This window comes from Streptomyces sp. NPDC001852 (assembly GCF_042891825.1).
Classification (GTDB): Bacteria; Actinomycetota; Actinomycetes; order Streptomycetales; family Streptomycetaceae; genus Streptomyces.
In genome coordinates, this window is record NZ_JBIATN010000036.1 from 35,533 (window position 1) to 61,372 (window position 25,840).

At 71.2% G+C, this 25,840-nt stretch carries 23 protein-coding genes; 14 read left to right on the forward strand and 9 right to left on the reverse strand.

Annotated elements, in window-relative coordinates; genetic code table 11:
• Window positions 1-73: 73 nt before the first annotated feature.
• The gene (locus ACFYZB_RS40250; RefSeq protein ID WP_388766893.1) at window positions 74-1,066 is read left to right on the forward strand and encodes an ATP-binding protein; all 993 of its coding nucleotides are present in this window, start codon (window positions 74-76) and stop codon (window positions 1,064-1,066) included.
• Window positions 1,067-1,108: 42 nt separating this feature from the next.
• On the opposite strand, the gene ACFYZB_RS40255 is transcribed toward ACFYZB_RS40250, so the two are convergent.
• Complete coding sequence (locus ACFYZB_RS40255) at window positions 1,109-2,383, reverse strand: hypothetical protein (protein WP_388766895.1); 1,275 nt, start codon at window positions 2,381-2,383, stop codon at window positions 1,109-1,111.
• Window positions 2,384-2,646: 263 nt separating this feature from the next.
• On the opposite strand from ACFYZB_RS40255, the gene ACFYZB_RS40260 reads away from it, so the two are divergent.
• The 6 genes from ACFYZB_RS40260 to ACFYZB_RS40285 all read left to right on the forward strand — a co-directional run bounded on the left by ACFYZB_RS40260 (window position 2,647) and on the right by ACFYZB_RS40285 (window position 10,801).
• Window positions 2,647-5,238 (forward strand): SulP family inorganic anion transporter, encoded by a 2,592-nt coding sequence (locus ACFYZB_RS40260; RefSeq protein WP_388766897.1) that lies wholly within the window; start codon window positions 2,647-2,649, stop codon window positions 5,236-5,238.
• 48 nt (window positions 5,239-5,286) lie between these two features.
• Window positions 5,287-7,242: an acetate--CoA ligase gene (gene acs / locus ACFYZB_RS40265; RefSeq protein WP_388766898.1), complete on the forward strand. Its 1,956-nt coding sequence runs from the start codon at window positions 5,287-5,289 to the stop codon at window positions 7,240-7,242.
• A gap of 188 nt (window positions 7,243-7,430) precedes the next feature.
• The gene (gene nhaA, locus ACFYZB_RS40270) at window positions 7,431-8,873 is read left to right on the forward strand and encodes a Na+/H+ antiporter NhaA (RefSeq protein ID WP_388766899.1); all 1,443 of its coding nucleotides are present in this window, start codon (window positions 7,431-7,433) and stop codon (window positions 8,871-8,873) included.
• A 139-nt stretch (window positions 8,874-9,012) separates the two neighbouring features.
• Window positions 9,013-9,501: a phage holin family protein gene (locus ACFYZB_RS40275; RefSeq protein WP_388766900.1), complete on the forward strand. Its 489-nt coding sequence runs from the start codon at window positions 9,013-9,015 to the stop codon at window positions 9,499-9,501.
• Entirely contained in the window at window positions 9,498-10,418 is a 921-nt protein-coding gene (locus tag ACFYZB_RS40280) for an alpha/beta hydrolase (protein ID WP_351210329.1), read from the forward strand. Before ACFYZB_RS40275 ends, ACFYZB_RS40280 begins: the two co-directional genes overlap by 4 nt.
• Window positions 10,419-10,621: 203 nt before the next feature.
• The gene (locus ACFYZB_RS40285; protein WP_351210331.1) at window positions 10,622-10,801 is read left to right on the forward strand and encodes a hypothetical protein; all 180 of its coding nucleotides are present in this window, start codon (window positions 10,622-10,624) and stop codon (window positions 10,799-10,801) included.
• Window positions 10,802-10,825: 24 nt separating this feature from the next.
• Here the strand turns inward: ACFYZB_RS40285 and ACFYZB_RS40290 are convergent, their stop codons facing one another.
• The 3 genes from ACFYZB_RS40290 to nth are packed head-to-tail and all read right to left on the reverse strand — an operon-like array spanning window position 10,826 to window position 13,835.
• Window positions 10,826-12,025: a MarP family serine protease gene (locus ACFYZB_RS40290; RefSeq protein ID WP_351210333.1), complete on the reverse strand. Its 1,200-nt coding sequence runs from the start codon at window positions 12,023-12,025 to the stop codon at window positions 10,826-10,828.
• A gap of 13 nt (window positions 12,026-12,038) precedes the next feature.
• On the reverse strand, window positions 12,039-12,734 hold the full coding sequence (locus ACFYZB_RS40295) for a CoA pyrophosphatase (RefSeq protein WP_351210335.1): 696 nt from the start codon (window positions 12,732-12,734) through the stop codon (window positions 12,039-12,041).
• A gap of 54 nt (window positions 12,735-12,788) precedes the next feature.
• Entirely contained in the window at window positions 12,789-13,835 is a 1,047-nt protein-coding gene (gene nth / locus ACFYZB_RS40300; RefSeq protein WP_388766901.1) for an endonuclease III, read from the reverse strand.
• 276 nt (window positions 13,836-14,111) lie between these two features.
• Here nth and ACFYZB_RS40305 point away from each other — a divergent pair, with 276 nt between their 5' ends.
• The 4 genes from ACFYZB_RS40305 (at window position 14,112) to ACFYZB_RS40320 (ending at window position 17,207) form a co-directional block, all read left to right on the forward strand.
• Entirely contained in the window at window positions 14,112-14,786 is a 675-nt protein-coding gene (locus tag ACFYZB_RS40305) for a Crp/Fnr family transcriptional regulator (RefSeq protein WP_014674022.1), read from the forward strand.
• A 134-nt stretch (window positions 14,787-14,920) separates the two neighbouring features.
• Window positions 14,921-15,745, forward strand: coding sequence for a nucleotidyltransferase domain-containing protein (locus ACFYZB_RS40310; protein WP_351210340.1), 825 nt, complete (start codon window positions 14,921-14,923; stop codon window positions 15,743-15,745).
• Between the two features lie 104 nt (window positions 15,746-15,849).
• Entirely contained in the window at window positions 15,850-16,776 is a 927-nt protein-coding gene (locus tag ACFYZB_RS40315; RefSeq protein ID WP_388766902.1) for an RNA polymerase sigma-70 factor, read from the forward strand.
• Window positions 16,764-17,207 (forward strand): SRPBCC family protein, encoded by a 444-nt coding sequence (locus tag ACFYZB_RS40320; protein ID WP_388766903.1) that lies wholly within the window; start codon window positions 16,764-16,766, stop codon window positions 17,205-17,207. The genes ACFYZB_RS40315 and ACFYZB_RS40320 overlap by 13 nt, the downstream gene beginning before the upstream one ends.
• Here ACFYZB_RS40320 and ACFYZB_RS40325 read toward each other — a convergent pair.
• The 4 genes from ACFYZB_RS40325 to ACFYZB_RS40340 all read right to left on the reverse strand — a co-directional run bounded on the left by ACFYZB_RS40325 (window position 17,204) and on the right by ACFYZB_RS40340 (window position 19,638).
• Window positions 17,204-18,034, reverse strand: coding sequence for an MBL fold metallo-hydrolase (locus ACFYZB_RS40325; RefSeq protein ID WP_388766904.1), 831 nt, complete (start codon window positions 18,032-18,034; stop codon window positions 17,204-17,206). The two genes, ACFYZB_RS40320 and ACFYZB_RS40325, sit on opposite strands and share 4 nt — an antisense overlap.
• The gene (locus ACFYZB_RS40330) at window positions 18,031-18,912 is read right to left on the reverse strand and encodes an NUDIX hydrolase (protein WP_388766905.1); all 882 of its coding nucleotides are present in this window, start codon (window positions 18,910-18,912) and stop codon (window positions 18,031-18,033) included. The genes ACFYZB_RS40325 and ACFYZB_RS40330 overlap by 4 nt, the downstream gene beginning before the upstream one ends.
• Window positions 18,913-19,012: 100 nt before the next feature.
• Window positions 19,013-19,477: a RidA family protein gene (locus ACFYZB_RS40335; protein ID WP_388766906.1), complete on the reverse strand. Its 465-nt coding sequence runs from the start codon at window positions 19,475-19,477 to the stop codon at window positions 19,013-19,015.
• A complete protein-coding gene (locus tag ACFYZB_RS40340) occupies window positions 19,474-19,638 on the reverse strand; it encodes a DUF4177 domain-containing protein (protein ID WP_136744038.1) in 165 nt (54 codons plus the stop codon). The genes ACFYZB_RS40335 and ACFYZB_RS40340 overlap by 4 nt, the downstream gene beginning before the upstream one ends.
• 142 nt (window positions 19,639-19,780) lie before the next feature.
• Between ACFYZB_RS40340 and ACFYZB_RS40345 the strand changes: the two genes are divergently transcribed.
• Window positions 19,781-20,758, forward strand: a complete 978-nt coding sequence (locus ACFYZB_RS40345; protein WP_351210352.1) for an ArsA-related P-loop ATPase — start codon at window positions 19,781-19,783, stop codon at window positions 20,756-20,758.
• Entirely contained in the window at window positions 20,755-22,089 is a 1,335-nt protein-coding gene (locus ACFYZB_RS40350) for an ArsA family ATPase (protein ID WP_388766907.1), read from the forward strand. Before ACFYZB_RS40345 ends, ACFYZB_RS40350 begins: the two co-directional genes overlap by 4 nt.
• 450 nt (window positions 22,090-22,539) lie before the next feature.
• Here the strand turns inward: ACFYZB_RS40350 and wblA are convergent, their stop codons facing one another.
• Window positions 22,540-22,878: a transcriptional regulator WblA gene (gene wblA / locus ACFYZB_RS40355; RefSeq protein WP_351210356.1), complete on the reverse strand. Its 339-nt coding sequence runs from the start codon at window positions 22,876-22,878 to the stop codon at window positions 22,540-22,542.
• Window positions 22,879-23,372: 494 nt separating this feature from the next.
• Here wblA and ACFYZB_RS40360 point away from each other — a divergent pair, with 494 nt between their 5' ends.
• Window positions 23,373-25,694 carry a transglycosylase domain-containing protein gene (locus tag ACFYZB_RS40360; RefSeq protein WP_388766908.1) on the forward strand — a complete coding sequence of 774 codons (2,322 nt, stop codon included), beginning with the start codon at window positions 23,373-23,375 and terminating at the stop codon, window positions 25,692-25,694.
• The last annotated feature ends 146 nt before the right edge of the window (window positions 25,695-25,840 follow it).

The following is a 25,840-nucleotide window of genomic DNA, read 5'->3' on the forward strand; positions in this document are numbered from 1 at the left end:
GGCCCCTCGAAGGAGTGGTCTTCTTCACTCCGGCATGACACGCACAGCTATCAACCGACTACCGTTGGTGAACATGAAAATTGCTTTCGTCGGGAAGGGCGGGAGTGGCAAGACCACGCTCTCCTCCCTCTTCGTCCGCCACCTCGTGGCCGCCGGCGCCCCGGTGGTCGCCATCGACGCGGACATCAACCAGCACCTCGGGCCCGCCCTCGGACTCGACGAGGCGGAGGCCGCCGCGCTGCCCGCCATGGGGGAACGACTGCCGCTGATCAAGGACTACCTGCGCGGCGGCAACCCGCGCATCGCCTCCGCCGCCACGATGATCAAAACGACCCCGCCCGGCGAGGGCTCACGGCTGGTCCGGGTGCGGGAGCCGAATCCGGTCTACGACGCCTGTGCGCGGCCGGTGGAACTCGACGGCGGCGCCGTCCGTTTGATGGTCACCGGCCCCTTCACGGACGCCGACCTGGGGGTCGCCTGCTACCACTCCAAGACGGGAGCGGTGGAGCTGTTCCTGAACCACCTCGTCGACGGCCCCGACGAGTATGTCGTGGTCGACATGACCGCCGGTTCGGACTCCTTCGCCTCCGGCATGTTCACCCGCTTCGACATGACGTTCCTCGTCGCCGAGCCGACCCGGAAGGGGGTCTCCGTCTATCGCCAGTACAAGGAGTACGCCCGCGACTTCGGCGTCGCCCTGAAAGTCGTCGGCAACAAGATCCAGGAGCAGGACGACATCGACTTCCTGCGCGCGGAGGTCGGCGACGACCTGCTGGTGACCGTCGGGCGCTCGGACTGGGTGCGCGCCATGGAGAAGGGCCGGCCGCCCCGGTTCGATCAGCTGGAGGAGGCCAACACCCGCGCCCTGCACACCCTGCGGGCCGCCGCCGACGCCACCTACGAGCTGCGGGACTGGGACCGCTACACCCGCCAGATGGTGCACTTCCACCTGAAGAACGCGGAGGCGTGGGGCAACGAGCGCACCGGGGTCGACCTGGCGGCCCAGGTCGACCCGGCCTTCGTGCTCGGTGAAAGCCTCGGCGCGGAGGTCCCAACCGCCGTGTGACGCCTCCGGCTCCGGGCGGCACCGACGGCCTGCGCGTGACGCCTACTGCTTGACCGCCGGGGCCCCGGGCACGCCCTTGGGCGCCGGGGCCGGGCGGCCGGAGAGGAAGGACGCCCAGCCCTGCCGGGGCGCCTCGCCCACCTCCAGGGTGCGCAGCTTCTCCAGGGTCTTCGGGTCCTGGGCGTCCAGCCAGTCGACCAGCTGATGGAAGGAGACGCAGCGCACGTCGGGCTTGTTGCACACCTTCCTCACCGTGTCCTCGACCGCGCGCATGTAGGTGCCGCCGTTCCAGGACTCGAAGTGATTGCCGATGATCAGCGGGGCGCGGTTGCCGTCGTAGGCCCGGTAGAAGCCCTTGATCAGGCCGTCGCGCATCTGGTCGCCCCAGTAGTCGAACTTGTCCGGGTCGCCCTGGGTCTTGGTGCCGGACTGGTTGACCATGAAGTTGTAGTCCATGGTCAACTGCTCATAGGTGTGGCCGGGGAAGGGCACCAGCTGCATCGACAGGTCCCACAGGCCCTGCTTCTTCTTGGGCCAGACCTGGTTGTCGACCCCGCTGGAGTCATAGCGGAAGCCCAACTCACGGGCCGCCTTCATGAAGTTCTTCTGGCCCTCCAGGCAGGGAGTGCGGGCGCCGATCAGCTCCTTGTCGTAGTCGAAGGGCAGCGGGGCCGACTTCTTCATGCCGCTGTTGGTCTTCCAGGTCTTCACGAACTGCTTGGCCTGGGCGATCTCGCTCTTCCACTCGTCCACGGACCAGGTGCCGACCCCGCCGTCGGGCCCGCAGAAGTGGCCGTTGAAGTGCGTGCCGATCTCATTGCCCTCCAGCCAGGCCAGCCGTGCCTGTTTGACGGTGTCGGCGATGCCCTTCTCATCGTTGAAACCGATGTCGGAGCTGCCCGGCGCGTGCTGCGGCGGCTGGTACAGGTCGCGCTTCTCCTTCGGCAGCATGTACACGCCACTGAGGAAGTAGGTCATGGTCGCATGGTTCTCCTTGGCGACCTCGCGGAAGTGCGAGAACAGCTTCTGGCTGTCCTCGCCCGCGCCGTCCCAGGAGAACACCACGAACTGCGGGGGCTTCTGACCGGGCTTCAGACGCTCGGGCCTGGGCAGATGCGGCTGCGAGCCGGTGTACGCGGTGGATCCGTCGCCGATCGGCCGGAACACGCTGCCCGGCGCCGGAGCCCCCTTCTGCGGGCCGGGCGCAGCTGGCTTCGAACCGTGAGAATTGTGGGAGCCGGTCGCGCAACCGGCGAGCGACGCGGCACAGGCCGCGGCGACCATGGCGCCGACGGCGATCCTCTGGGTGGCGGCCATGTTCTGCCCACCTTCTTCCTTCTCCCTGGCAAACGCTGACGAGGTCCCTTTTCTGGTGGTGCGCCGGGCTTGAACCGACAGCGCCGCCAAGGTCGCACGGGACCGAGAAGGAATTAGTACGACAAGCCGATCAAATGATTAGTTCACTCATGCGAGGGGTCGACTGAACCATTTGCCACGAAAAGTTATGCATGACCTTTACGCGGCATTACGGTTCCTTTGCCAAGCGTTGCTCCATCCCGCCGCCCCGAGGAGACGGGACCATGTCAGCCTGCGCATCCCCGCACACCCAGCACCCACACCCGCCGCACGGCCCGGCGCCGGGCCGCCGGCCCCGCTTCGCCGTGGCGGGCGCCGACCTGTCCGCGTCCGTCGCGGTCTTCCTGATCGCCCTGCCCCTGTCCCTCGGCATCGCCCTGGCCACCGGTGCTCCGCTCCAGGCCGGCCTCGTCGCCGCTGCCGTGGGCGGACTCGTCGCCGGCCGGCTCGGCGGCTGCCCGCTCCAGGTCAGCGGCCCGGCTGCCGGACTCACCGTGGTCACCGCCGACCTGATCCACCACTACGGCTGGCGGGCGACCTGCGGCATCACCGTCCTCGCCGGACTCGCCCAACTCGCCCTCGGCTGCCTGCGGGTGGCGCGCGGCGCGCTCGCGGTCAGCCCGGCCGTGGTGCACGGCATGCTCGCCGGGATCGGCATCACCATCGCCGTCGCCCAACTGCACATCGTCCTCGGCGGCAGCCCCGACAGCTCCGTCCTCGCCAACCTGCGTGCGTTGCCGGCCCAGTTGGCCCACCTGCATCCGGCCGCCGTCTCGATGAGCGTGCTGGCACTCGCCCTGCTGCTGGCCTGGCCCCGCCTGCCCGGCCGGGCCGGCCGGATGCTCCGGCACGTGCCGGCCGCCCTCGTCGCCGTCGCCGGGGCCACCGCCACGGCGTCCCTCACCGGCCTGGCCCTGCCCCGCGTCGATCTGCCGTCCTGGCGCAGCCACGCCGTGGCCGGACTGCCCGAGGGTCCGGCGCTGGGCCTCGCCGCAGCCGTGCTCACCACCACCCTCGTGTGCAGCGTGCAGTCGCTGCTCGGCGCGGTGGCCGTGGACAAGCTGGTCGCGGCCCGGCCCGGCCCGGCCCCCCGCGTCGGCCGCTCCGGCCTGGACCGGGAGCTGCTGGGCCAGGGCGCCGCCAACATCGTCTCCGGGGCACTCGGCGGACTGCCGGTCGCCGGGGTGGCCGTGCGCAGCACCGCGAATGTGAATTCAGGTGCCGTGAGCCGGAACTCCACGATGCTGCACGGCGTTCTCGTAGTAGTCGCCGCGCTGCTGATGGTCCCGGCCCTGGAGGAGATCCCGCTCGCCTCCCTCGCCGCCCTGGTCATGGCCGTCGGTATCCAGATGGTGTCCCTGCACCACATCCGCACGGTGACGCGCCACCGCGAAGTGCCGGTCTACGCCGCGGCCGCACTCGGCGTGGTGTTACTCGGCGTCCTGCAGGGCGTGCTCCTGGGAGTCGCCGTGGCGGTCGCCGTCGCCCTGCACCGCCTCGCCCGCACCCGCATCACCCACGAAGAGAAGGAGGGAATCCATCACGTAAGAATCCGAGGTCAGTTGACGTTCCTCGCGGTGCCCCGGCTCAGCCGGTCCCTGCATCTCGTACCCCAAGGCGCCCACGCCGTCGTGGAGTTGGACGGATCGTTCATCGACCACGCGGCGTACGAGTCACTGCAGGACTGGCGCAGCTCGCACACCGCGCGCGGCGGTACGGCCGAGCTGTCGGGCCGACGCGCCGGGATCCGGACCGCCGAGCAGGCCACGCCCACCGGGCCCTGCCTGCCCACCGGGCAAGACCTGCCCATCGAGTCGGCCCTGCCCACCGGGCCACCTCCGCCCACCGGATCACCCCTACCCAACGCGTCAGCCCTGGCCACCGGTCCGACCCCGACGGCCGAGCAACACCCGTCCACCGGACCGACCCCGTCCACCGGGTGCCGGTGCCGGCCCTGGACGCCCTGGCGCGATCACCGGGCCTGCTTCCCGGAGATCGTCGCCGCGCCGACGGGACGGAAGGCGGGGCGCGAACTGGTCCGCGGGATCGGGGCGTTCCAGCGCCACACGGCGCCGCTGGTGCGCGAGGAGCTGGCGCGGCTCGCCCGGGAGGGCCAGCGGCCCACGCAGCTCTTCCTGACCTGTGCCGACTCCCGGCTCGTCACGTCGATGATCACCGCCAGCGGCCCCGGCGACCTCTTCGTCGTCCGCAACATCGGCAACCTGGTGCCGATGCCGGGCGAGGAGCGCGGCGACGAGTCGGTGGCGGCCGCCGTCGAGTACGCGGTGGAGGTGCTCGGCGTGCGCTCCGTCACCGTGTGCGGGCACTCGGGATGCGGGGCGATGCAGGCGCTGCTGACCGCGGCCGACGAGGACGGGGACACCCCGCCGCGCCGGTGGCTGCGGCACGGCCTGCCGAGTCTGGCGCGGTTGGCCGGGGACCGCCGTGCCTGGCCCCGGCTCGCCGGGCGGGCCCCGGCGGACGCGGTGGAACAGCTGTGCCTGATCAACGTGGTCCAGCAGCTGGAGCACCTGCGGGAGCACGGCCCGGTGGCCCGGGCGCTGGCCGGGGGCGGGCTGGAACTGCACGGGATGTACTTCCACGTGGGCGAGGCGCAGGCGTACTTGCTGGCGGGGAACGAAAGGGAGGGAGACGACGTCTTCGAGCACGTCCGGGGAAGTGGCATGGACGGGGTACCTGAACGGGAGGCACACAGTCCGGCGCGAGAGGCACACGGCGCGGCCCCGGAAAAGGACTTAACAACAGGTCTAAACCAATTTTGCCAACCGCCCTTGTCACCGAGCCCCCGCGTCTGATGAGCTGTGGCCTGGGACACAACGGACACCCTGCGAGAGGGAGATGTCGTGAGCAACGAGAGCCTGGCCAACCTGCTCAAGGAAGAACGCAGGTTCGCGCCCCCCGCCGACCTGGCCGCGCACGCCAACGTCACGGCGGAGGCGTACGCACAGGCCAAGGCTGACAGGCTCGGCTTCTGGGCCGAGCAGGCCCGTCGGCTGACCTGGGCCAAGGAACCGACCGAGACGCTGGACTGGTCGAACCCGCCGTTCGCGAAGTGGTTCAAGGACGGCGAGCTGAACGTCGCCTACAACTGCGTGGACCGGCATGTGGAGGCAGGGCACGGGGACCGTGTCGCCATCCACTTCGAGGGCGAGCCGGGCGACAGCCGCTCGATCACCTACGCCGAGCTGAAGGACGAGGTCTCCAAGGCGGCCAACGCCCTGCTGGAGCTGGGCGTCGGCAAGGGCGACCGGGTCGCCATCTACATGCCGATGATCCCCGAGACGGCGATCGCGATGCTGGCCGCGGCCCGGATCGGCGCCGCGCACTCGGTGGTCTTCGGCGGCTTCTCGGCGGACGCGCTCGCGACCCGTATCCAGGACGCGGACGCCAAGGTCGTCATCACCGCCGACGGCGGGTACCGGCGCGGCAAGCCGTCCGCGCTCAAGCCCGCCGTGGACGAGGCGATCTCCAAGGTCGACAACGTCGAGCACGTGCTGGTGGTGCGCCGTACCGGCCAGGACGTGGCATGGACCGAGGGCCGGGACCTGTGGTGGCACGAGCTCGTCGAGCGGCAGTCCGCCGAGCACACCCCTCAGGCGTTCGAGGCGGAACACCCGCTGTTCATCCTCTACACCTCCGGCACGACGGGGAAGCCGAAGGGCATCCTGCACACCTCCGGCGGCTACCTCACCCAGACGGCGTACACCCACTGGGCGGTCTTCGACCTCAAGCCGGAGACGGACGTGTACTGGTGCACGGCCGACGTCGGCTGGGTGACCGGGCACTCGTACATCGTGTACGGCCCGCTGGCCAACGGCGCGACGCAGGTCATGTACGAGGGAACGCCGGACACCCCGCACCAGGGCCGGTTCTGGGAGATCGTGCAGAAGTACAAGGTCACGATCCTCTACACCGCGCCGACCGCGATCCGGACGTTCATGAAGTGGGGCGACGACATCCCCGCCAAGTTCGACCTGTCCTCCCTGCGCGTCCTCGGTTCGGTGGGCGAGCCCATCAACCCCGAGGCGTGGATCTGGTACCGCAAGAACATCGGCGCGGACCGGACGCCCGTCGTGGACACCTGGTGGCAGACCGAGACCGGCGCGATGATGATCTCGCCGCTGCCCGGCGTCACCGAGGCCAAGCCCGGCTCCGCGCAGACCCCCCTGCCCGGCATCTCCGCGACCGTCGTCGACGACGAGGCGAACGAGGTGCCCGACGGCGGCGGTGGCTACCTGGTCCTCACCGAGCCCTGGCCGTCGATGCTGCGCACCATCTGGGGCGACGACCAGCGGTTCATCGACACCTACTGGTCGCGGTTCGAGGGCAAGTACTTCGCCGGTGACGGTGCGAAGAAGGACGACGACGGCGACATCTGGCTGCTGGGCCGGGTGGACGACGTGATGCTCGTGTCCGGGCACAACATCTCCACCACCGAGGTGGAGTCGGCGCTCGTCTCCCACCCGTCGGTCGCCGAGGCGGCCGTCGTCGGTGCCACCGACGAGACCACCGGCCAGGCGATCGTCGCGTTCGTCATCCTCCGCGGTACGGCCGCGGAGACCGAGACGCTCGTCGGCGAGCTGCGCGACCACGTGGGCGCCACGCTCGGCCCGATCGCCAAGCCCAAGCGGATCCTGCCGGTGGCCGAGCTGCCCAAGACCCGCTCCGGCAAGATCATGCGCCGGCTGCTGCGGGACGTGGCCGAGAACCGTCAGCTCGGTGACGTCACCACACTGACGGACAGCACGGTCATGGACCTCATCCAGGCGAAGCTGCCCGCCGTCCCCAGCGAGGACTAGGCGGAACGGCAGCAAGGGGCGTCCGGTGCCGGCACCGGGCGCCCTCTTTTCGTTCGTCTCACTAACATCAAGCGTCAAAATCCGGTAAAGTGGCAGCCTCAGGGTGTGCCGGGAAGTCTGGTCGGCGACGCCGTCGGCGACCCCGCGCGACGGCGTGATCATCGCCGTACGACCCGGAGGTCCCCGCCGTGGCCGCGCCCCGCACCCCGAAAGCCCCCCGTAAGGCGCTCGGCCGTCTCTCCCTGCCCGAGCGGGCCTTCGTCGCGGACGCGCTGCGGACTGAGACCGTCGGCGGTGTCCTGCTGCTCCTCGCCGCCGTCGCGGCGCTGGTCTGGGCGAACATCCCCGCCCTCCACCACAGCTACGAGTCCGTCAGCCACTTCCACCTCGGTCCCGGCGCGCTCGGCCTGAACCTGTCCGTGGCCCACTGGGCCGCCGACGGCCTCCTCGCGGTGTTCTTCTTCGTCGCCGGCATCGAGCTCAAGCGCGAGCTGATCGCCGGGGACCTGCGCGATCCCAGGGCGGCCGTACTCCCCGTGGTGGCCGCGCTGTGCGGCATGGCCGTACCCGCGCTCGTCTACGCCCTCACCAGCCTCACGGGGCACGGCTCGCCGCGGGGCTGGGCGGTGCCCACCGCCACCGACATCGCCTTCGCGCTCGCCGTCCTCGCGGTCATCGGCACCTCCCTGCCCAGCTCCCTGCGTGCCTTCCTGCTCACCCTCGCGGTGGTCGACGACCTCTTCGCGATCCTGATCATCGCGATCTTCTTCACCGACCGGCTGAACTTCGCCGCGCTCGGCGGGGCCGCCGCCGGACTGGTCGTCTTCTGGCTGCTGCTGCGCAAGGGCGTACGCGGCTGGTACCTGTACGTGCCGCTGGCCCTGGTGATCTGGGCGCTGATGTACAACAGCGGCGTGCACGCCACCATCGCCGGTGTGGCCATGGGCCTGATGCTGCGCTGCACCACCCGGGAGGGGGAGCAGCACTCCCCCGGCGAGCACATCGAGCACCTGGTGCGGCCCCTGTCCGCCGGGCTGGCCGTGCCGATGTTCGCGCTGTTCAGCGCCGGGGTGAAGGTCTCCGGCGGGGCGCTCGGGGACGTGTTCACCAAGCCCGAGACGCTCGGCGTGGTGCTCGGACTGGTCGTCGGCAAGACGATCGGCATCTTCGGCGGCACCTGGCTCACCGTCCGCTTCACCCGGGCCTCCCTCAGCGAGGACCTCGCCTGGGCCGACGTCTTCGCGGTGGCCTCCCTCGCCGGCATCGGCTTCACCGTCTCCCTGCTCATCGGCGAACTCGCCTTCGCCGGCGACGCCGTCCTCACCGGCGAGGTCAAGGCGGCCGTCCTCACCGGATCGCTCCTCGCGGCGCTGTGCGCGACGGTGCTGCTGAAGATGCGCAACGCCAAGTACCGCAGGCTGTGCGAGGAAGAGGAGCGCGACGAGGACCTCGACGGCATCCCGGACGTCTACGAACAGGACGACCCGGCCTACCACCTGCGCATGGCCGAGATCCACGAGCGCAAGGCCGCCGAACACCGCCGGATCGCCGCCGAGAAGGCCTCCGCCGCGCGCCACGGGCTTCAGGAAGTACCGGGCGGGGCAGGCGAGGAGGACGAGCGTCCGGCATGATCTGACGAGACGGTACAAAACAAGACGGCCACACGAGCGGGCCCGCCGACCGCGTACGACGGCAGTACGACGGATGTACGACAGCGGTACGACGGCACGGCACGCCCGCGGCACGACAGACCTCGTAAGGGAGAACGCGATGAGCGCACCCGACGGCAGCCCGGTCGGCGCCGAACGCAGCATCGGCCAGCTGTTCGCCTCGGCGACGACCGAATTGTCGGCGCTGGTGCACGACGAGATCGCGCTGGCCAAGGCCCAGCTGAAGCAGGACGTCAAGCGCGGCGCGGTCAGCGGCGGCGCGTTCACGGCGGCCCTGGTGCTGCTCGTCTTCTCGCTCCCGATGCTCAACTTCGCCCTCGCCTACGGCATCCGGACCTGGAGCGGCTGGAACCTGGCGATCTGCTTCGTGCTGTCCTTCGCGGCGAACGCGGTCCTCGCCGGTCTCCTCGCGCTGATCGGCGTGCTCTTCGCGAAGAAGGCCAAGAAGAGCCAGGGCCCGCAGAAGGTGGCCGCCTCGATGAAGGAGACGGCGGGCGTGCTGCAGAACGCCAAGCCGCACCCGCGCGTGGAGCTGCCCGAGGACCGGGCCCCCGCGGCCATCGAGACTGTGGCACGCTCGTCGTCATGACGGACCCCGCCCCCTCGGTCGTACGGATCGAAGGTCCCTGGACCCACAAGGACGTCGCCGCGAACGGCGCGCGCTTCCACATCGCCGAGCTCGGCGACGGCCCCCTGGTGCTGCTGCTGCACGGCTTCCCGCAGTTCTGGTGGACCTGGCGGCACCAGCTGGTCGCGCTCGCGGACGCGGGCTACCGGGCGGTGGCGATGGACCTGCGGGGCGTCGGCGGCAGCGACCGTACGCCCCGCGGGTACGACCCGGCCAACCTCGCGCTCGACGTCACCGGCGTGATCCGCTCGCTCGGCGAGCCGGACGCGGCGCTGGTCGGCCACGACCTGGGCGGCTATCTGGCGTGGACGGCGGCGGCGATGCGGCCCAAGCTCGTCCGGCGGCTCGCCGTGGTGTCGATGCCGCACCCGCGGCGCTGGCGCGCGGCGATGCTGCGGGACGCCCGGCAGACGGCCGCCAACTCCTACATCTGGGGTTTCCAGCGACCGTGGATTCCGGAGCGTCAACTCACCGCGGACGATGGGGCGCTGGTGGGCCGGCTGATCCGGGAGTGGTCCGGGCCGCGGTCACCGGAGGACGAGGCGGTGGAGACCTACCAGCGGGCCATGTGCATCCCGTCGACGGCGCACTGCGCGATCGAGCCGTACCGCTGGCTGGTGCGCTCGCTGGCCCGCCCGGACGGCATCCAGTTCAACCGCAGGATGAAGCGGCCGGTGCGGGTGCCCACGCTGCATCTGCACGGCTCCCTGGACCCGGTGACCCGCACGCGCAGCGCGGCCGGTTCGGGCGAGTACGTCGAAGCGCCGTACCGCTGGCGCCTGTTCGACGGCCTCGGCCACTTCCCGCACGAGGAGGATCCGGCCGCCTTCTCCACCGAGCTCGTCAACTGGCTCAAGGACCCCGAGCCGGACCGGTGAAGCGTCACCCGCACCGGTCTCGCGCTCCGGTGACATTCACTCGTATCGGTGAGGGACGCCGGTGACCGTGCGGTGACGGTTCGATGCGCGGAGTATCCGGTTCCTGAACAGTTGTCCGCCGAACGGCCACATGCCTGCCGCATAGGCCAATTGGGCGGCGCTCAGGCGGTTATCGACCTTCGGGCGGGGGCACACGTCGGGGTATGGGCTGGACGCACGACTACAGTGACGCACCCCGCAACCGCCGCGCGACCGCCGGTGTGAGCACGCCTCAGCGAGGCACCCCACAACTCGCGGAAGGGGACCTCCGCGTGGGGATCCCGCGCATCCTGCGCCGACGGGCCCGCTGGGTCTCGGTGCGCCTTCGTCATCCGCGCGGCTGAACGGAGCCCCCGGGGACCGGGGGCTCACAGCGCGCAGCTGTCCGTACCCACCTGCTCGTTCGCCGTACGCCCCTGCCGGATGTCGGGCTGGATCTCGTCCGCCGTAAGGGCGTACCCGGTCTCGGCGTCGTCGAGGGACTTGGCGAACACCACGCCGTACACCCGGCCGTCGGGGGTGAGCAGCGGGCCGCCCGAGTTGCCCTGGCGGACGGTCGTGTACAGCGAGTAGACGTCACGGCGGACGGTGCCGCGGTGGTAGATGTCCGGGCCGTTGGCCGTGATGCGCCCGCGCACGCGCGCGGCGCGCACGTCGTACGAGCCGTTCTCGGGGAAGCCCGCGACGATCGCGCCGTCACCGCCGGCCGCGTCCTGCCCGGAGAACTGGAGGGCGTTCGCCTTCAGGTCGGGTACGTCGAGCACGGCGATGTCGCGCTTCCAGTCGTACAGGACCACCTTGGCGTCGTACTTGCGGCCCACGCCGCCTATCTGCACGGTGGGCGCGTCGACACCGCCGACGACGTGCGCGTTGGTCATGACCCGGCGGCCCGCGAAGACGAAGCCGGTGCCCTCCAGGACCTTGCCGCAGCTGGGGGCGGTGCCGGTGACCTTGACGATGGAGCGCTGGGCGCGCACGGCGACCGGGCTGTTCGCGAGGGCCGGGTCGGGCGGCCGGACGTCCTTGATCGGCTCGTTGGCGAACGGGCTGAAGACCTGGGGGAAGCCGTTCTGCGCGAGGACGGAGGAGAAGTCCGCGAACCAGGTGTCGGCCTGCGCGGGCAGCGCCCGGGAGACGCCGAGGAGCACCTTGGAGCCGCGGACCTCCTTGCCGAGCGTCGGCAGGGTGGTGCCGGCCAGGGCGGAGCCGATCAGCCAGGCCACCAGCAGCATGGCGACGACGTTGACCAGGGCGCCGCCGGTGGCGTCCAGCGCGCGGGCCGGGGACCAGGTGATGTAGCGGCGCAGCTTGTTGCCGAGGTGGGTGGTCAGGGCCTGGCCGACGGAGGCGCAGACGATGACGACGACCACGGCGACCACGGCGGCGGTGGTGCCGACGTCCGCGTTGCCGGTCACGGCGTCCCAGATGACGGGCAGCGTGTACACGGCGACGAGGCCGCCGCCCAGGAACCCGATCACCGACAGGATGCCGACGACGAAGCCCTGGCGGTAGCCGACGACCGCGAACCAGACGGCCGCGACCAGCAACAGGATGTCCAGCACGTTCACGTACGACACCCTGTCATGCGCGCCAGTCGAGTGGGACCTGCTTCTCTCTGTCCCAGGGGCGCTCCCAGCCCGCGAAATGCAGCAGGCGGTCGATCACCCCGGCCGTGAAACCCCACACCAGGGCCGATTCGACCAGGAATGCCGGGCCTCGGTGGCCGCTGGGGTGGACGGTGGTGGCGCGGTTGGCGGGGTTCGTGAGATCCGCCACGGGGACCGTGAAGACCCGCGCCGTCTCGTTCGGGTCGACGACGTCGACCGGGCTGGGCTCGCGCCACCAGCCGAGCACGGGTGTGACGACGAAACGGCTGACCGGGATGTACAGCGCGGGCAGCACGCCGAAGAGCTGGACGCCGGACGGGTCCAGGCCGGTCTCCTCCTCCGCCTCGCGCAGCGCGGCCCTGAGCGGTCCGTCGGTGTGCGGATCGCCGTCCTCCGGGTCGAGCGCGCCGCCGGGGAAGGACGGCTGCCCGGCGTGCGAGCGCAGCGAGCCGGCGCGCTCGATCAGCAGCAGCTCCGGGCCGTGCTCACCCTCGCCGAACAGGATCAGCACGGCCGACTTGCGGCCGGAGCCGTTCTCCGGCGGCAGGAAGCGGCTCAGCTGGAGCGGCTCGACCGTCTCGACGGCCCGCACCACCGGCGCCAGCCACTCCGGCAGCCCCTCCTTGCTCAGCGTCACCGCATCGCCCCGCGTCTCACTGGTCCTCGCCATCGCCACCCCCGTCGCTCTGCCCGTCCAACGCCCGAGAACCCCGAGATCGTTCCGTCACGCGGCCCCCAGCGGCGGGGCCGGCCTGCCGCCCGCGTCGAGGTAGGCCTGCGGGGGCTTGAGCCGCTGGCCGGGGAAGCCGCCCTTCTCGTACTTCAGGAGCTTCTTCGCCTTCTCCGGGTCGGTCTCGCCCTCGCCGTAGGCCGGGCAGAGCGGGGCGATCGGGCAGGCGCCGCAGGCGGGCTTGCGGGCGTGGCAGATACGGCGGCCGTGCCAGATCACGTGGTGCGACAGGTCGGTCCAGTCACTCTTCGGGAAGAGCGCGCCGACGGCGGCCTCGATCTTGTCCGGGTCCGTCTCCTCGGTCCACTGCCAGCGCCGCACCAGCCGCTGGAAGTGCGTGTCCACGGTGATCCCGGGCCGCCCGAAGGCGTTGCCGAGCACGACGAAGGCGGTCTTGCGGCCGACGCCGGGCAGTTTGACCAGCTCCTCCAGCCGGCCGGGCACCTCGCCGCCGAAGTCCGCCACGAGGGCCTTGGAGAGCCCCATGACCGACTTGGTCTTCATCCGGAAGAACCCGCAGGGGCGCAGGATCTCCTCGACCTCCTCCGGATTGGCGGCGGCCAGGTCCTCGGGCGTCGGGTACTTCGCGAAGAGCGCCGGGGTGGTCTGGTTGACGCGCAGGTCGGTGGTCTGGGCCGACAGCACGGTGGCGACCAGCAGCTGGAAGGGGTTGTCGAAGTCCAGCTCGGGGTGGGCGTACGGATACACCTCGGCGAGCTCGCGGTCGATGCGGCGGGCGCGGCGGACCAGGGCGGTGCGGGACTCGTCCTTCGGTGGCTTCACGGCGACCTTCTTGACGGGCGCCGCCTTCTTCACGGCCACGGCCTTCCCCGTCGCCACGACCTTCTCGGCGGGGGCGACCTTCCTGGCCGGGCCCGCCTTCTTGGCCGCGCCCGCCTTCTTGGCCGCCTTCTTGGCCGAGCCCGCCCTCTGGACCGGCGTTGCCTTCTCCGTCGACGTCGACGCGGCTTTCGTGGCCGACGCAGCCTTTTTTGCCGTTTTTCCGGTTTTCTTACTGCCGCCGGAGCTCTGTTCGCCCACAGCGGAATCACGACGTACAACCACCCGCCAAGCCCCCTAGGCCCGTGCTCTCACCGGCGTTTTGGACACCCGGCCAGCCTAAGGCCCGGCGCCGACATCCGCCCCGGACCCCGGCGATCGGCCCCCGATTGGACCCCTGGCGCTTACCTCGGGACACCTGTGCGGCATCCTTGTGACAGATCACACTGTTTGGACCGTCCGGCAAAATGGGGAACACGGTCCCCTGGCACTCGGGGGAGCAAGATCCCCTGAGCAGGTCGACAAGGAGAGAACTCAGTGGACGACGTTCTGCGGCGCAACCCGCTCTTCGCGGCTCTCGACGACGAGCAGGCCGCGGAGCTTCGCGCCTCCATGAGTGAGGTGACCCTCGCACGCGGCGACTCCCTGTTCCACGAGGGCGACCCGGGCGACCGGCTGTACGTCGTCACCGAGGGCAAGGTCAAGCTGCACCGCACCTCCCCCGACGGCCGCGAGAACATGCTCGCCGTCGTCGGCCCCGGCGAGCTGATCGGCGAGCTGTCGCTCTTCGACCCGGGCCCGCGTACGGCGACCGCGACCGCGCTGACCGAGGTCAAGCTGCTCGGTCTCGGCCACGGCGACCTCCAGCCCTGGCTCAACGCCCGCCCCGAGGTGGCCGGCGCCCTGCTGCGCGCCGTCGCCCGCCGCCTGCGCAAGACCAACGACGCCATGTCCGACCTGGTCTTCTCCGACGTCCCCGGCCGCGTGGCGCGCGCCCTGCTGGACCTGTCGCGCCGCTTCGGCGTGCAGTCCGAGGAGGGCATCCACGTCGTCCACGACCTCACGCAGGAGGAGCTGGCCCAGCTGGTCGGCGCCTCGCGCGAGACCGTGAACAAGGCGCTGGCGGACTTCGCCCAGCGCGGCTGGCTCCGCCTGGAGGCGCGGGCCGTGATCCTGCTGGACGTGGAGAGGCTGGCGAAGCGTTCCCGCTGACGCGATCTCTGCCGTACGACACCGGGGTCCGCTTCTCACCCGCCGGACCCCACTGTCGTCGCCGGCCGGCCCGCTGATGCCGGCCGCGCCGAAAACGAGCCGCACGTCCGCCTCGCAGACGGCACAGTGGCCCCATGGCTGAAACGATCCGTCGGCCCGGACTCGACGACCAGGGCTTCATCGCGCGCGAAGGCTCCCTCGCGCGCGTGCCCGGCGTCTTCCGTCCCGTCGTGGCCGCAGCCCGCGACGCGCTGCCGGAGCTTTTCGGGGCCCGGCTGCACAGCGCCTACCTCTACGGATCGATCCCGCGCGGCACCGCGCGCGTGGGCCGCAGCGACCTGGACCTGTTCGTCGCGCTCCGGGACGAGCCGGCGGACGCCGACCGGGACGCCGTACGGGCGCTCGGTGAGGCGATCGACAAGGAGTTCCCGCAGATCGACGGCGTCGGCACGCTGCTGTACGGCAGGGACCGGGTGCTGAGCGACCTGGAGCGGTACGACCTGGCCTGGTTCGTGGCCTGCCTGTGCACCCCGCTGCTCGGTGAGGACCTTGCCGAGCACCTGCCGCGCTACCGCCCCGACTCCCTGCTCGCCCGCGAGACCAACGGCGACCTGGCGCTGTGGCTGCCTCGCTGGCGGCAGCGGATCGCCGACGCCGAGGACACCGAGGAGGCCCGCCGGCGCTTCGTGCGCTTCATGTCACGGCACCTCGTCCGCACCGGCTTCACGCTGGTCATGCCCCGCTGGAACGGCTGGACCAGCGATCTCGGCGAGATGGCGGAGGTGTGCGGCACCTACTACCCCGAGCGGGCCCCACAGCTGCGCACGGCGGCGCGGTACGGCTACGAGCCCGTCGGCGATCGGCAGGTGCTGCGGTCGTACGTGGACGACCTCGGGCCCTGGCTCGCCGACGAGTACGCGCGCGTGCACGGCGTGAAGGCGCCGCGCCCGGAGGACTGACGAGGGACGCATCGCACTGTGAGGCGAGTCACAGCGCGGGAGTGTCACGGTCCGCCGATCCGGAGTGTCTCAGTGCCGTCCGAAGAGAGGAGCCGGGGCTGATCATGGCCGAGGACGCCTTCACCGAGCACCGTCCGCTGCTGTTCACCATCGCCTACGAGATGCTGGGCAGCGCCGCCGACGCCGAGGACGTGCTGCAGGAGAGCTATCTGCGCTGGCGGGAGGTCGATCCGGCCACGGTCGGGCACGCGCGCGCGTACCTGGTCCGCACGGTGACCCGGCAGGCGCTCAACCACCTGCGCGCGGTCAGGGCCCGGCGTGAGGAGTACGTCGGCGCATGGCTGCCGGAGCCGATCCGTACCCAGCCCGACGTCGGCGAGGACGTGGTCCTGGCCGAGTCGGTGTCGATGGCGATGCTGCTGGTCCTGGAGACGCTGAATCCGACCGAACGCGCGGTGTTCGTCCTGCACGACGTGTTCGGCTACCCGCACGGTGAGATCGCCGCCGCGATCGGCAGGGCCGAGGGCACCGTCCGGCAGATCGCACACCGCGCGCGCGGTCACGTCCACGCGCGGCGCCGCCGCTTCGAGCCCGACTCCGCCGCCGCCGGGCAGGTCGTCGAACGGTTTCTGCAGTCGGCCGCGGGCGGTGACGTGCAGGCGCTGATGGACCTGCTCGCGCCGGATGTCGTGGTGATCTCCGACGGCGGCGGGAAGGCCACCGCCGCCCGCCGCCCGGTCACCGGGCGCGCGGAGGTCGCCCGGTTCGTCCTCGGCGTGTACCGCACCAGCGCGACGACGGCCCGCATCGAGCCCGCCCGCTACAACGGCATGCCCGCGGCCCGGTTCCTCACCGGCGGCGCGCTGGACTGGCTGGTGGCGTTCGAAATCCGGGACGGCCGGATCACCGGCCTGTACGGCATGCGCAACCCGGACAAGCTGGACCGCGCCGACGTCGTGCACCCGCTCGACAGAGGAGCGATCGGCACAGGAGCACTCGGCCGAGGAGGCCGGCAGACATGGAGACCATGACCGTGGAACGCGTCGTCCACGCCCCGATCGACGACGTGTTCGCCTGGCTCACGACGACCACCCACTACACGGCCTCCCCGCTGGTGCTGCGCTGCAGACTCACCCGGCACGGCGAGGCCGCGCCCTACGGCGTCGGCGCGGTCCGCAGCCACCTCTGGCTGATCGGCTGGTTCCGGGAGCGCATCAGCCGCTACGAGCCGCCGTACGCAACGGAGTACGTCGTGGAGCGCAGCGTGCCGCCCGCCCGGCACGAGTTCGGGCGTATGACGTTCACCGAGACGGACGGCGGCACCCTGGTCCGGTGGACCACCCGGGCGGAGATCCCGCTCCCCCTGCTGGGCGCCGCCCTCACCCGGTTCCTGGCCCGCCCGGTGATCACGCACACCTTCGGCACCATCCTCGACGCCGCCGAGAAGGCGCTGGCCGGCTAGATCAGCCCGTGCTCGCTCAGGTAGTCCAGCTGGGCCCGTACCGACAGCTCCGCGGCAGGCCACAGGGAGCGGTCCACGTCGGCGTACACGTGGGCGACGACCTGCGCCGGGGTGCGGTAGCCGTCCTCGACGGCCGTCTCCACCTGGGCGAGCCGATGGGCGCGGTGGGCGAGGTAGAACTCGACGGCGCCCTGGGCGTCCTCCAGGACCGGCCCGTGGCCCGGCAGGACGGTGTGCACGCCGTCGTCCACCGTCAGGGACCGCAGGCGGCGCAGGGAGTCCAGATAGTCGCCCAGCCGGCCGTCGGGGTGGGCCACGACGGTCGTACCGCGCCCGAGGATGGTGTCGCCGGTCAGCACCGCCCGGTCGGCCGGGAGATGGAAGCACAGCGAGTCCGCGGTGTGTCCGGGCGTCGGTACGACCCTCAGCTCCAGGCCGCCGACGGTGATCACGTCCCCCGCGGCCAGGCCCTCGTCGCCCAGGCGCAGCGCCGGATCGAGGGCACGCACGCGCGTGCCGGTCAGTTCCGCGAAACGGGCGGCGCCCTCGGCGTGGTCGGGGTGACCGTGGGTGAGCAGGGTCAGCGCTATGCGCCTGCCGGCCTTCTCGGCGGCGTCGACAACGGCGCGCAGATGGCCGTCGTCCAGGGGTCCCGGATCGATCACCACGGCGAGGTCGGAGTCGGGTTCGGCGACGATCCACGTATTGGTGCCGTCCAGGGTCATCGCGGAGGCGTTGGGCGCGAGGACGTTGACGGCCCGTTCGGTGGCGGGACCGGAGAGCACCCGGCCGCGGGGCTGGCCCGGCAGCGCGCTTGCGTCGGTCATGCGGGGCCTCCACCCGTCGTCGGAGCCGTCGGGATGTGCTTCGTGAACTCCTCGTGCCCCGGCCAGGACAGGACGATCTCGCCGTCCTGGAGGCGGGCGCGGGCCAGCACCGGCGTCATGTCGCGTCCGGGGGCGGCCGCGAGGGTCTCGGCGGCGGTGGCGTACGGCAGCAGCTGGCGCAGGGTGGCGATGGTGGGCGGCATCATCAGCAGCTCGCCCTTGTCGTAGCGGGCGGCGGCCTGAGCGGGCCGGATCCACACCGTGCGGTCGGCCTCCGTGGAGGCGTTCCGGGTGCGCTGGCCCTCGGGCAGGGCGGCCACGAAGAACCAGGTGTCGTAGCGGCGGGCCTCGAACTCGGGGGTGATCCAGCGGGTCCAGGCACCGAGCAGGTCCGAGCGGAGGACCAGCCCACGCCGGTCCAGGAACTCGGCGAAGGACAGCTCACGGGCGACCAGCGCGGCCCGGTCCGCCTCCCAGTCCTCCCCGGTGGTGTCGCCGACGACCGACTCCGCGTCGGGCCCGGCGAGCAGGACACCGGCCTCCTCGTACGTCTCCCGCACCGCCGCGCAGACGATCGCCTGGGCGCCCGGCCCGTCGACGCCCAGCCGCTCGGCCCACCACGCGCGCGTGGGGCCCGCCCAGCGCACCAGACGGTCGTCGTCGCGCGGGTCGACGCCGCCTCCGGGATACGCGTACGCGCCTCCGGCGAAGGCCATGGAGGCGCGTCTGCGCAGCATGTGGACCGCGGGGCCGTCCGGCGTGTCCTTCAGGAGCAGCACCGTGGCCGCGCGCCTGGGGGACACCGGGGTGAGGGTGCCGGCCGCGAGCGCGCGGATGCGGTCCGGCCACTCCGGGGGGTACCACTGACCGTTCGCCATGGGCGGAGGCTATCCCGTGTAGGGCGAATGTTCGAGAGGTACCCGAGGTCAGAGGGGTCGCGGTGGGCTGCCGTGGTGGGTCACCGGGCGAGCGGTTGGGTCACGGGGCGAGCTCGACCTGGACCTCGACCTCGACCGGCGCGTCCAGCGGGAGCACCGCCACGCCGACCGCGCTGCGGGCGTGCACGCCCTTGTCGCCGAGGACCTCGCCGAGCAGTTCGCTGGCGCCGTTGACCACACCGGGCTGCCCGGTGAAGTCGGACGCGGAGGCGACGAAGCCGACGACCTTCACCACGCGCGCGATGCGGTCCAGGTCGCCGACCACGGACTTCACGGCGGCCAGCGCGTTCAGCGCGCAGGTGCGGGCCAGGTCCTTGGCCTCCTCCGGGGTGACCTCGGCGCCGACCTTGCCGGTGACCGGCAGCTTGCCCTCGACCATCGGCAGCTGGCCGGCGGTGTAGACGTACACACCGGACTGCACGGCCGGCTGGTACGCGGCCAGCGGCGGTACGACCTCCGGCAGGGTCAGCCCCAGTTCGGCCAGCTTCGTCTCGACCGCGCTCATGCCTGCTTCTCCCGCTTCAGGTAGGCCACGAGCTGCTCGGGGTTGTTGGGTCCGGGCACGACCTGGACGAGCTCCCAGCCGTCCTCGCCCCAGGTGTCCAGAATCTGCTTCGTGGCATGGACGAGCAGCGGCACGGTGGCGTATTCCCACTTCTTGGTCATGGGGCCGACTGTAGCCGCTGTGGCCGGTGGGGCAGGCGGCCGACCACCGGCGGCATTGTCCACAGGCGGGGCGGCCGACTGTGAGCTGCGTTATCCACAGCCTCCCGCGTGAGTGTCGGGCGGACTGGTTAGTCTCGAAGGCGTGAGCAGGCTCCAGGTCGTCAGCGGCAAGGGCGGGACCGGAAAGACGACGGTCGCCGCCGCACTGGCGCTGGCCCTCGCGACCGAGGGGAAGCGGACGCTTCTCGTCGAGGTCGAGGGCCGGCAGGGCATCGCCCAGCTCTTCGAGACGGAGGCGTTGCCGTACGAGGAGCGGAAGATCGCGGTCGCTCCCGGCGGCGGTGAGGTGTACGCCCTCGCCATAGACGCCGAACTGGCCCTTCTGGACTACCTCCAGATGTTCTACAAGCTGGGCGGCGCGGGCCGGGCCCTGAAGAAGCTCGGCGCGATCGACTTCGCCACCACCATCGCACCCGGCATCAGGGACGTCCTGCTCACCGGCAAGGCGTGCGAGGCCGTGCGCCGCAAGGACCGCTCCGGGAAGTTCGCGTACGACTACGTCGTCATGGACGCCCCGCCGACCGGCCGCATCACCCGCTTCCTGAACGTGAACGACGAGGTGGCGGGCCTGGCGAAGATCGGCCCGATACACAATCAGGCGCAGGCGGTGATGCGGGTGCTGAAGTCGCCGGAGACGGCCGTGCACCTGGTGACGCTGCTGGAGGAGATGCCGGTCCAGGAGACCGCCGACGGCATCGCCGAACTCCGCGCGGCGCGGCTGCCGGTGGGCCGGGTCATCGTGAACATGGTCCGGCCGCAGGTGTTGGACGCGGCCGACCTGGAACTCGTACGGACCGTGGAGCGTTCCTCCCTCGCACAGGCGCTCTCGGCCGCGGGTCTGGGCGGTGCCCGGCGCGGCGGGAACGCGGAGAAGCTGGTGGACCCGCTGCTGCGGCAGGCCGCCGAGTACGCCGAGCGGTACGCGCTGGAGCAGGAGCAGCGCGCGGTCCTCGGCGAGCTGGGCCTGCCGCTGGGCGAACTGCCGCTGCTCGCCGAGGGCATGGACCTGGCGGGCCTGTACGAACTCGCCACCGAGCTGCGGAAGCAGGGGTTGACATGAGTCCGGACCCGGCCGAGGCAACGCGTGAGAAGGCCCACGGTCTCTCCCCCGCGCGCGTGCTGGACATCGACCCGCTGCTCGACGACCCGAAGACCCGGATCGTGGTGTGCTGCGGCTCGGGCGGGGTCGGCAAGACGACGACCGCGGCGGCCCTCGGCCTGAGGGCGGCCGAGCGGGGCCGCAAGGTGGTCGTGCTCACCATCGACCCGGCCCGGCGGCTGGCACAGTCGATGGGCATCGACTCCCTCGACAACGTCCCGCGCCGGGTCAAGGGCACCGACGGCGACGGCGAACTGCACGCCATGATGCTCGACATGAAGCGCACCTTCGACGAGGTCGTGGAGGCGCACGCGGACCCCGAGCGGGCGGCCACGATCCTGGCGAACCCCTTTTACCAGTCGCTCTCGGCGGGCTTCGCGGGCACGCAGGAGTACATGGCGATGGAGAAGCTGGGCCAGTTGCGCGCGAAGGACGAGTGGGACCTGATCGTCGTCGACACCCCGCCCTCCCGCTCCGCGCTGGACTTCCTGGACGCGCCGAAGCGGCTCGGCTCCTTCCTGGACGGCCGCCTGATCCGCCTCCTCACCGCTCCCGCCAAGCTCGGCGGACGCGCGGGCATGGCCTTCCTCAACGTCGGCATGTCGATGATGACCGGCACGCTCGGCAAGCTGCTGGGCGGTCAGCTGCTGAAGGACGTGCAGACCTTCGTGGCCGCGATGGACACCACCTTCGGCGGGTTCCGCACACGCGCGGACGCCACGTACAAGCTGCTCCAGGCGCCCGGTACGGCGTTTCTGGTGGTCGCGGCCCCGGAGCGGGACGCGCTGCGCGAGGCGGCGTACTTCGTGGAGCGGCTGGCCGCCGAGAAGATGCCACTGGTGGGCCTGGTGCTGAACCGGGTGCACGGCAGCGGTGCCGGCCGGCTGTCGGCCGAGCGGGCGCTCGCCGCCGCCGAAAATCTTGAGGACCCCCGCATTGTGGATCAGGGGGGCGGGAAAGCTGGACTTCGTAACTCTCCCGACCCATACGGCAGTTCGCGATCTCCCGCATCCGATGCCGCAACCGACGCCCCGGCTTCCGAAGAAGGCTCCCCCGCCGATACGGAGCGCTCCGTCGACCGGCTCACCGCGGGTCTGCTGCGACTGCACGCCGATCGCATGCAGCTGCTCTCGCGCGAGCGGCGCACGCGTGACCGCTTCACCGCCCGTCACCCCGAGGTGGCGGTCGTCGAAGTAGCCGCGCTGCCCGGCGACGTCCACGACCTCGTCGGCCTGCGCGACATCGGCACCCGGCTGGCCGCGGGCGCGACAGGACGGACGGAACTGCCGTAGCCGGCACGGCAAAGGCCGACGGCTGCCGACCAGAGGCCGAGGGCTGCGGGCCGGGCCGGGCCGCAGGGCTTGCGCGCGGTGCCGGGCGGGCCGGTCGTCGCGGCGCGGGCGTGGGTAAGCACGGGCGGGCGGTCGTAGGTGCGGCGGGCGGCCGTCGTACGCGGTCGGGCGGGCGGTTGCAGGCGGCAGGCGTGCCGACACCCGTCGCGCGGGGCGGTTGTCGTACGCGTGACGCAGTCGCACGAGCGCTGGTGAGCCGACGTACGCGCGCGAGCGATGGTCGTACGCGCGGGGTGGCGGTCCTGCATGCGCGGCACGCAGACAAGGCAAAGCTCGCAGAACGCGCAAAACCCCGGGCGTCTCGGCTGTCTCGAACGGGCGGCGCAAGGCCGGTCGTGGCTTCCCCAGGCGTAGGCCGGACCGGCGCTTCCCGCGCCCCCCGCGGCTCCCTCAGCTCACCGCCGCGTAGTTCTCGTACACCTCGTCGTTGTCGAGGGGCACGATGCCCGTCCCGCGCTCGTACTCCAAGCGGGCGGTCTCCAGCAGTCTGCGCCAGGAGGTCACGGTGGGCCGGCGGCGCAGCAGTGCGCGGCGCTCCCGCTCCGTCATGCCTCCCCACACGCCGAACTCGACGCGGTTGTCCAGCGCGTCGGCCAGGCATTCGGTGCGTACCGGGCATCCGGTGCACACCGCCTTGGCCCTGTTCTGCGCTGCTCCCTGAACGAACAGTTCATCCGGATCGGTAGTGCGGCAGGCAGCCTGCGCACTCCAGTCGGTTACCCAGCCCATACCGGCGCCGTCCTCTCCCGAATCGAGGCTCCCCCACGGCGGCAGCGGCATATTCACCGCTGCCAGTTGAGGACGTTACGGAAGGTGGGCACAGCGCAACACCCCCTTCGGGCCCAATCTTGAATGGCCCGAACGGACTATGGGTAAGCGGCAGATCACCCGCGGGAGTGAGCTGGCGACATGTGCGACCATCCCGGCAAACCGGGACAGCTGTGGTGCGCCACAACGGGCGCCGAGTGACACACGAGGCGGATTCGGACACGTCCCCCTCGGGAGACGGTCACGCCCCCGCCGGAAAAACGGGGTACACCCGGAACGATTCGGGGTCGCCGGACGTATTGATTACGTGACCGCACTGCTGTGACAGTTGAGAGCAGCTTAGGCCAAGGCCTGCGCGCGTGTCCGGCGAATGGGAAGGTAGGGCGTCCCGCTTTGCCGTGCCGTGATGCGGTCGCTCTTTCGGAACGCTCATCAGTACGGATTAGGCTGCCCCCATGCCAAAGAAGCGCTCGGGCGGTGGTCTGTCGCCAACGCAACAGGCCGCCAAGTTCCTCGGTGTCAGTGTGCTCGCCGGAGCCCTGATGGCGGGCATCGCGCTGCCCGCGGCCGGCGCGCTGGGCCTCGCGGCCAAGGGTTCGGTCCAGAGCTTCGACGAGATCCCGGCCAACCTCAAGAGTCCCCAGCTCAGTCAGCGCACGACCATCCTGGACAGCCAGGGCCAGCAGATCGCGTCCGTCTACTCCCGCGACCGTACGGTGGTGGACCTCAAGGACATCTCGCCGTACATGCAGAAGGCGATCGTCGCGATCGAGGACTCCCGCTTCTACCAGCACGGCGCGATCGACCTCAAGGGCGTCCTGCGCGCCCTGAACAAGAACGCGCAGGAAGGCGGGGTCGCCCAGGGCGCCTCCACGCTCACCCAGCAGCTGGTGAAGAACTACTTCATCGAGGAGGCCGGTGACGACCCGACGAAGGTCGCCGAGGCCACCCAGCAGACCCTCGGTCGCAAGATCAAGGAGCTGAAGTACGCGATCCAGATCGAGGAGAAGCTGGGCAAGAAGAAGATCCTCGAGAACTACCTGAACATCACCTTCTTCGGCGAGCAGGCCTACGGCGTCGAGGCCGCCTCCCAGCGCTACTTCTCCAAGCACGCCAAGGACCTGAACCTCCAGGAGTCGGCGCTGCTGGCCGGCATCGTGCAGTCCCCGAGCCGCTACGACCCGGTCAACGACGAGGCGGAGGCCACCAAGCGGCGCAACACCGTGCTGCAGCGCATGGCGGAGGTCGGCGACATCTCCCAGAAGGAGGCCGACCAGGCCAAGGAGCAGCCGCTCGGACTGCACCCGAGCCAGCCCAAGAACGGCTGCATCACCGCCGTCAAGGGCGCCGGCTTCTTCTGCGACTACGTCCGCGACGTCGTCCTGAACGACCCGGTCTTCGGCAAGACCAAGGAGGCCCGGGCCAAGCTGTGGAACCAGGGCGGGCTGACGATCCGTACGACGCTCGACCCGCAGGCGCAGGACTCGGCACAGGCGTCCATCAGGAAGCACGTCTACCAGTCCGACGCGGTGGCGACGGCCGCGACCATCGTCGAGCCCGGCACCGGCAAGATCCTCGCCATGGGCCAGTCCCGCCCCTACGGCTTCGGCCAGAACGAGACGCAGATCAACCTCTCGGTCAACTCGGACATGGGCGGCGGCGCCGGCTACCAGCCCGGTTCGACGTTCAAGCCGATCGTCGCGGCGGCCGCGATCGAGGGCGGCAAGTCCCCGACGCAGCAGTACCCGTCGCCGTACGAGATGCCGTACCCGAGCCAGGTGCCGGCGTGTGACGGCAAGGTCTGGCGCAACGACCCGAACAACCCCGCCAAGCTGACGAACGAGAACGCCTCGGAGCACGGCCCGTACGGCATGAAGGAGGCGACCGCCAAGTCGGTCAACACCTACTACGTGCAGCTGATCGGCGACATCGGCATCTGCCCCGTCACCGAGATGGCGAAGAAGATGGGCGTGCACCGTGCGGACGGCCGGGCGATCGAGCAGGCACCCTCCATCGCGCTCGGCACCCAGGAGGTGTCGCCGCTGACGATGGCGAACGCGTACGCCACCTTCGCCTCGCGCGGTATCTACTGCACGCCGGTCGCCATAGAGTCGATCACCCAGAAGGTCGGCAGCGAGGAGAAGTCCCTCCAGGTGCCGAAGTCGACCTGCTCGCGCGCGATGTCGGAGAAGACGGCCGACACCATCAGCACGATCCTCAAGGGCGTGGTCGAGGACGGCACGGGACAGGAGGCCGGGCTCGACAACCGCCCGAGCGCGGGCAAGACGGGCACGACGGACGAGCGCTACGCGGCCTGGTTCGTCGGCTACACCCCGAACATGGCAGGCGCGGTCTGGGTCGGCGACCCGGCCCACAAGCGCCAGATGAAGAACATCAGCATCGGCGGCGTCTGGAACGACAAGGTCTACGGCGGCCAGGTCCCCGGCCCCATCTGGCGCGACATGATGACCGGCGCGCTGACCGGCCAACCCGTGGAGGACTTCCACCTGATCGACATCCCCGACGACAACAAAAAGGGGGACGGCCAGGGAAAAGGACACGGGGGGAACGACGGGGGCAAGAACGGGGCCGGCACGGGCGGGATCGGCGGACTGATCGGCGGACTGACGGCCGGCGGCACGGCTGACGGCGGCACCACGGGCGACACGACCGGCGGCACCTTCCCGACCCCGACCATCTCCCTCCCGGGCAACTTCATCCAGGGGCAGACGAACGGCGGAAACAAGGGGAACGGCAACGGCGGCCGGCGCGGGTGACCCCCGGGCAGGCCACCCTTCGGTACGAGTACGGCGGCGGGGGGGGCCCCCCCCGGGGGGGGGGGGGGCCCCCCCCCGGCCCCCCCCCCCCCCCCCCCGCGCCCCCCGGGGGCCCCCCCCCCCCCCCCCCCCCGCCGGCGCGGGGG

Bases quoted from the DNA above. Each gene is read 5' to 3' on its own strand.
- ACFYZB_RS40250 (WP_388766893.1), top strand. From the start codon at position 74: ATGAAAATTGCTTTCGTCGGGAAGGGCGGGAGTGGCAAGACCACGCTC.
- ACFYZB_RS40255 (WP_388766895.1), bottom strand. From the start codon at position 2,383: ATGGCCGCCACCCAGAGGATCGCCGTCGGCGCCATGGTCGCCGCGGCC.
- ACFYZB_RS40260 (WP_388766897.1), top strand. From the start codon at position 2,647: ATGTCAGCCTGCGCATCCCCGCACACCCAGCACCCACACCCGCCGCAC.
- ACFYZB_RS40275 (WP_388766900.1), top strand. From the start codon at position 9,013: ATGAGCGCACCCGACGGCAGCCCGGTCGGCGCCGAACGCAGCATCGGC.
- ACFYZB_RS40280 (WP_351210329.1), top strand. From the start codon at position 9,498: ATGACGGACCCCGCCCCCTCGGTCGTACGGATCGAAGGTCCCTGGACC.
- ACFYZB_RS40285 (WP_351210331.1), top strand. From the start codon at position 10,622: ATGGGCTGGACGCACGACTACAGTGACGCACCCCGCAACCGCCGCGCG.
- ACFYZB_RS40295 (WP_351210335.1), bottom strand. From the start codon at position 12,734: ATGGCGAGGACCAGTGAGACGCGGGGCGATGCGGTGACGCTGAGCAAG.
- ACFYZB_RS40310 (WP_351210340.1), top strand. From the start codon at position 14,921: ATGGCTGAAACGATCCGTCGGCCCGGACTCGACGACCAGGGCTTCATC.
- ACFYZB_RS40315 (WP_388766902.1), top strand. From the start codon at position 15,850: ATGGCCGAGGACGCCTTCACCGAGCACCGTCCGCTGCTGTTCACCATC.
- ACFYZB_RS40320 (WP_388766903.1), top strand. From the start codon at position 16,764: ATGGAGACCATGACCGTGGAACGCGTCGTCCACGCCCCGATCGACGAC.
- ACFYZB_RS40325 (WP_388766904.1), bottom strand. From the start codon at position 18,034: ATGACCGACGCAAGCGCGCTGCCGGGCCAGCCCCGCGGCCGGGTGCTC.
- ACFYZB_RS40330 (WP_388766905.1), bottom strand. From the start codon at position 18,912: ATGGCGAACGGTCAGTGGTACCCCCCGGAGTGGCCGGACCGCATCCGC.
- ACFYZB_RS40335 (WP_388766906.1), bottom strand. From the start codon at position 19,477: ATGAGCGCGGTCGAGACGAAGCTGGCCGAACTGGGGCTGACCCTGCCG.
- ACFYZB_RS40340 (WP_136744038.1), bottom strand. From the start codon at position 19,638: ATGACCAAGAAGTGGGAATACGCCACCGTGCCGCTGCTCGTCCATGCC.
- ACFYZB_RS40350 (WP_388766907.1), top strand. From the start codon at position 20,755: ATGAGTCCGGACCCGGCCGAGGCAACGCGTGAGAAGGCCCACGGTCTC.
- wblA (WP_351210356.1), bottom strand. From the start codon at position 22,878: ATGGGCTGGGTAACCGACTGGAGTGCGCAGGCTGCCTGCCGCACTACC.
- ACFYZB_RS40360 (WP_388766908.1), top strand. From the start codon at position 23,373: ATGCCAAAGAAGCGCTCGGGCGGTGGTCTGTCGCCAACGCAACAGGCC.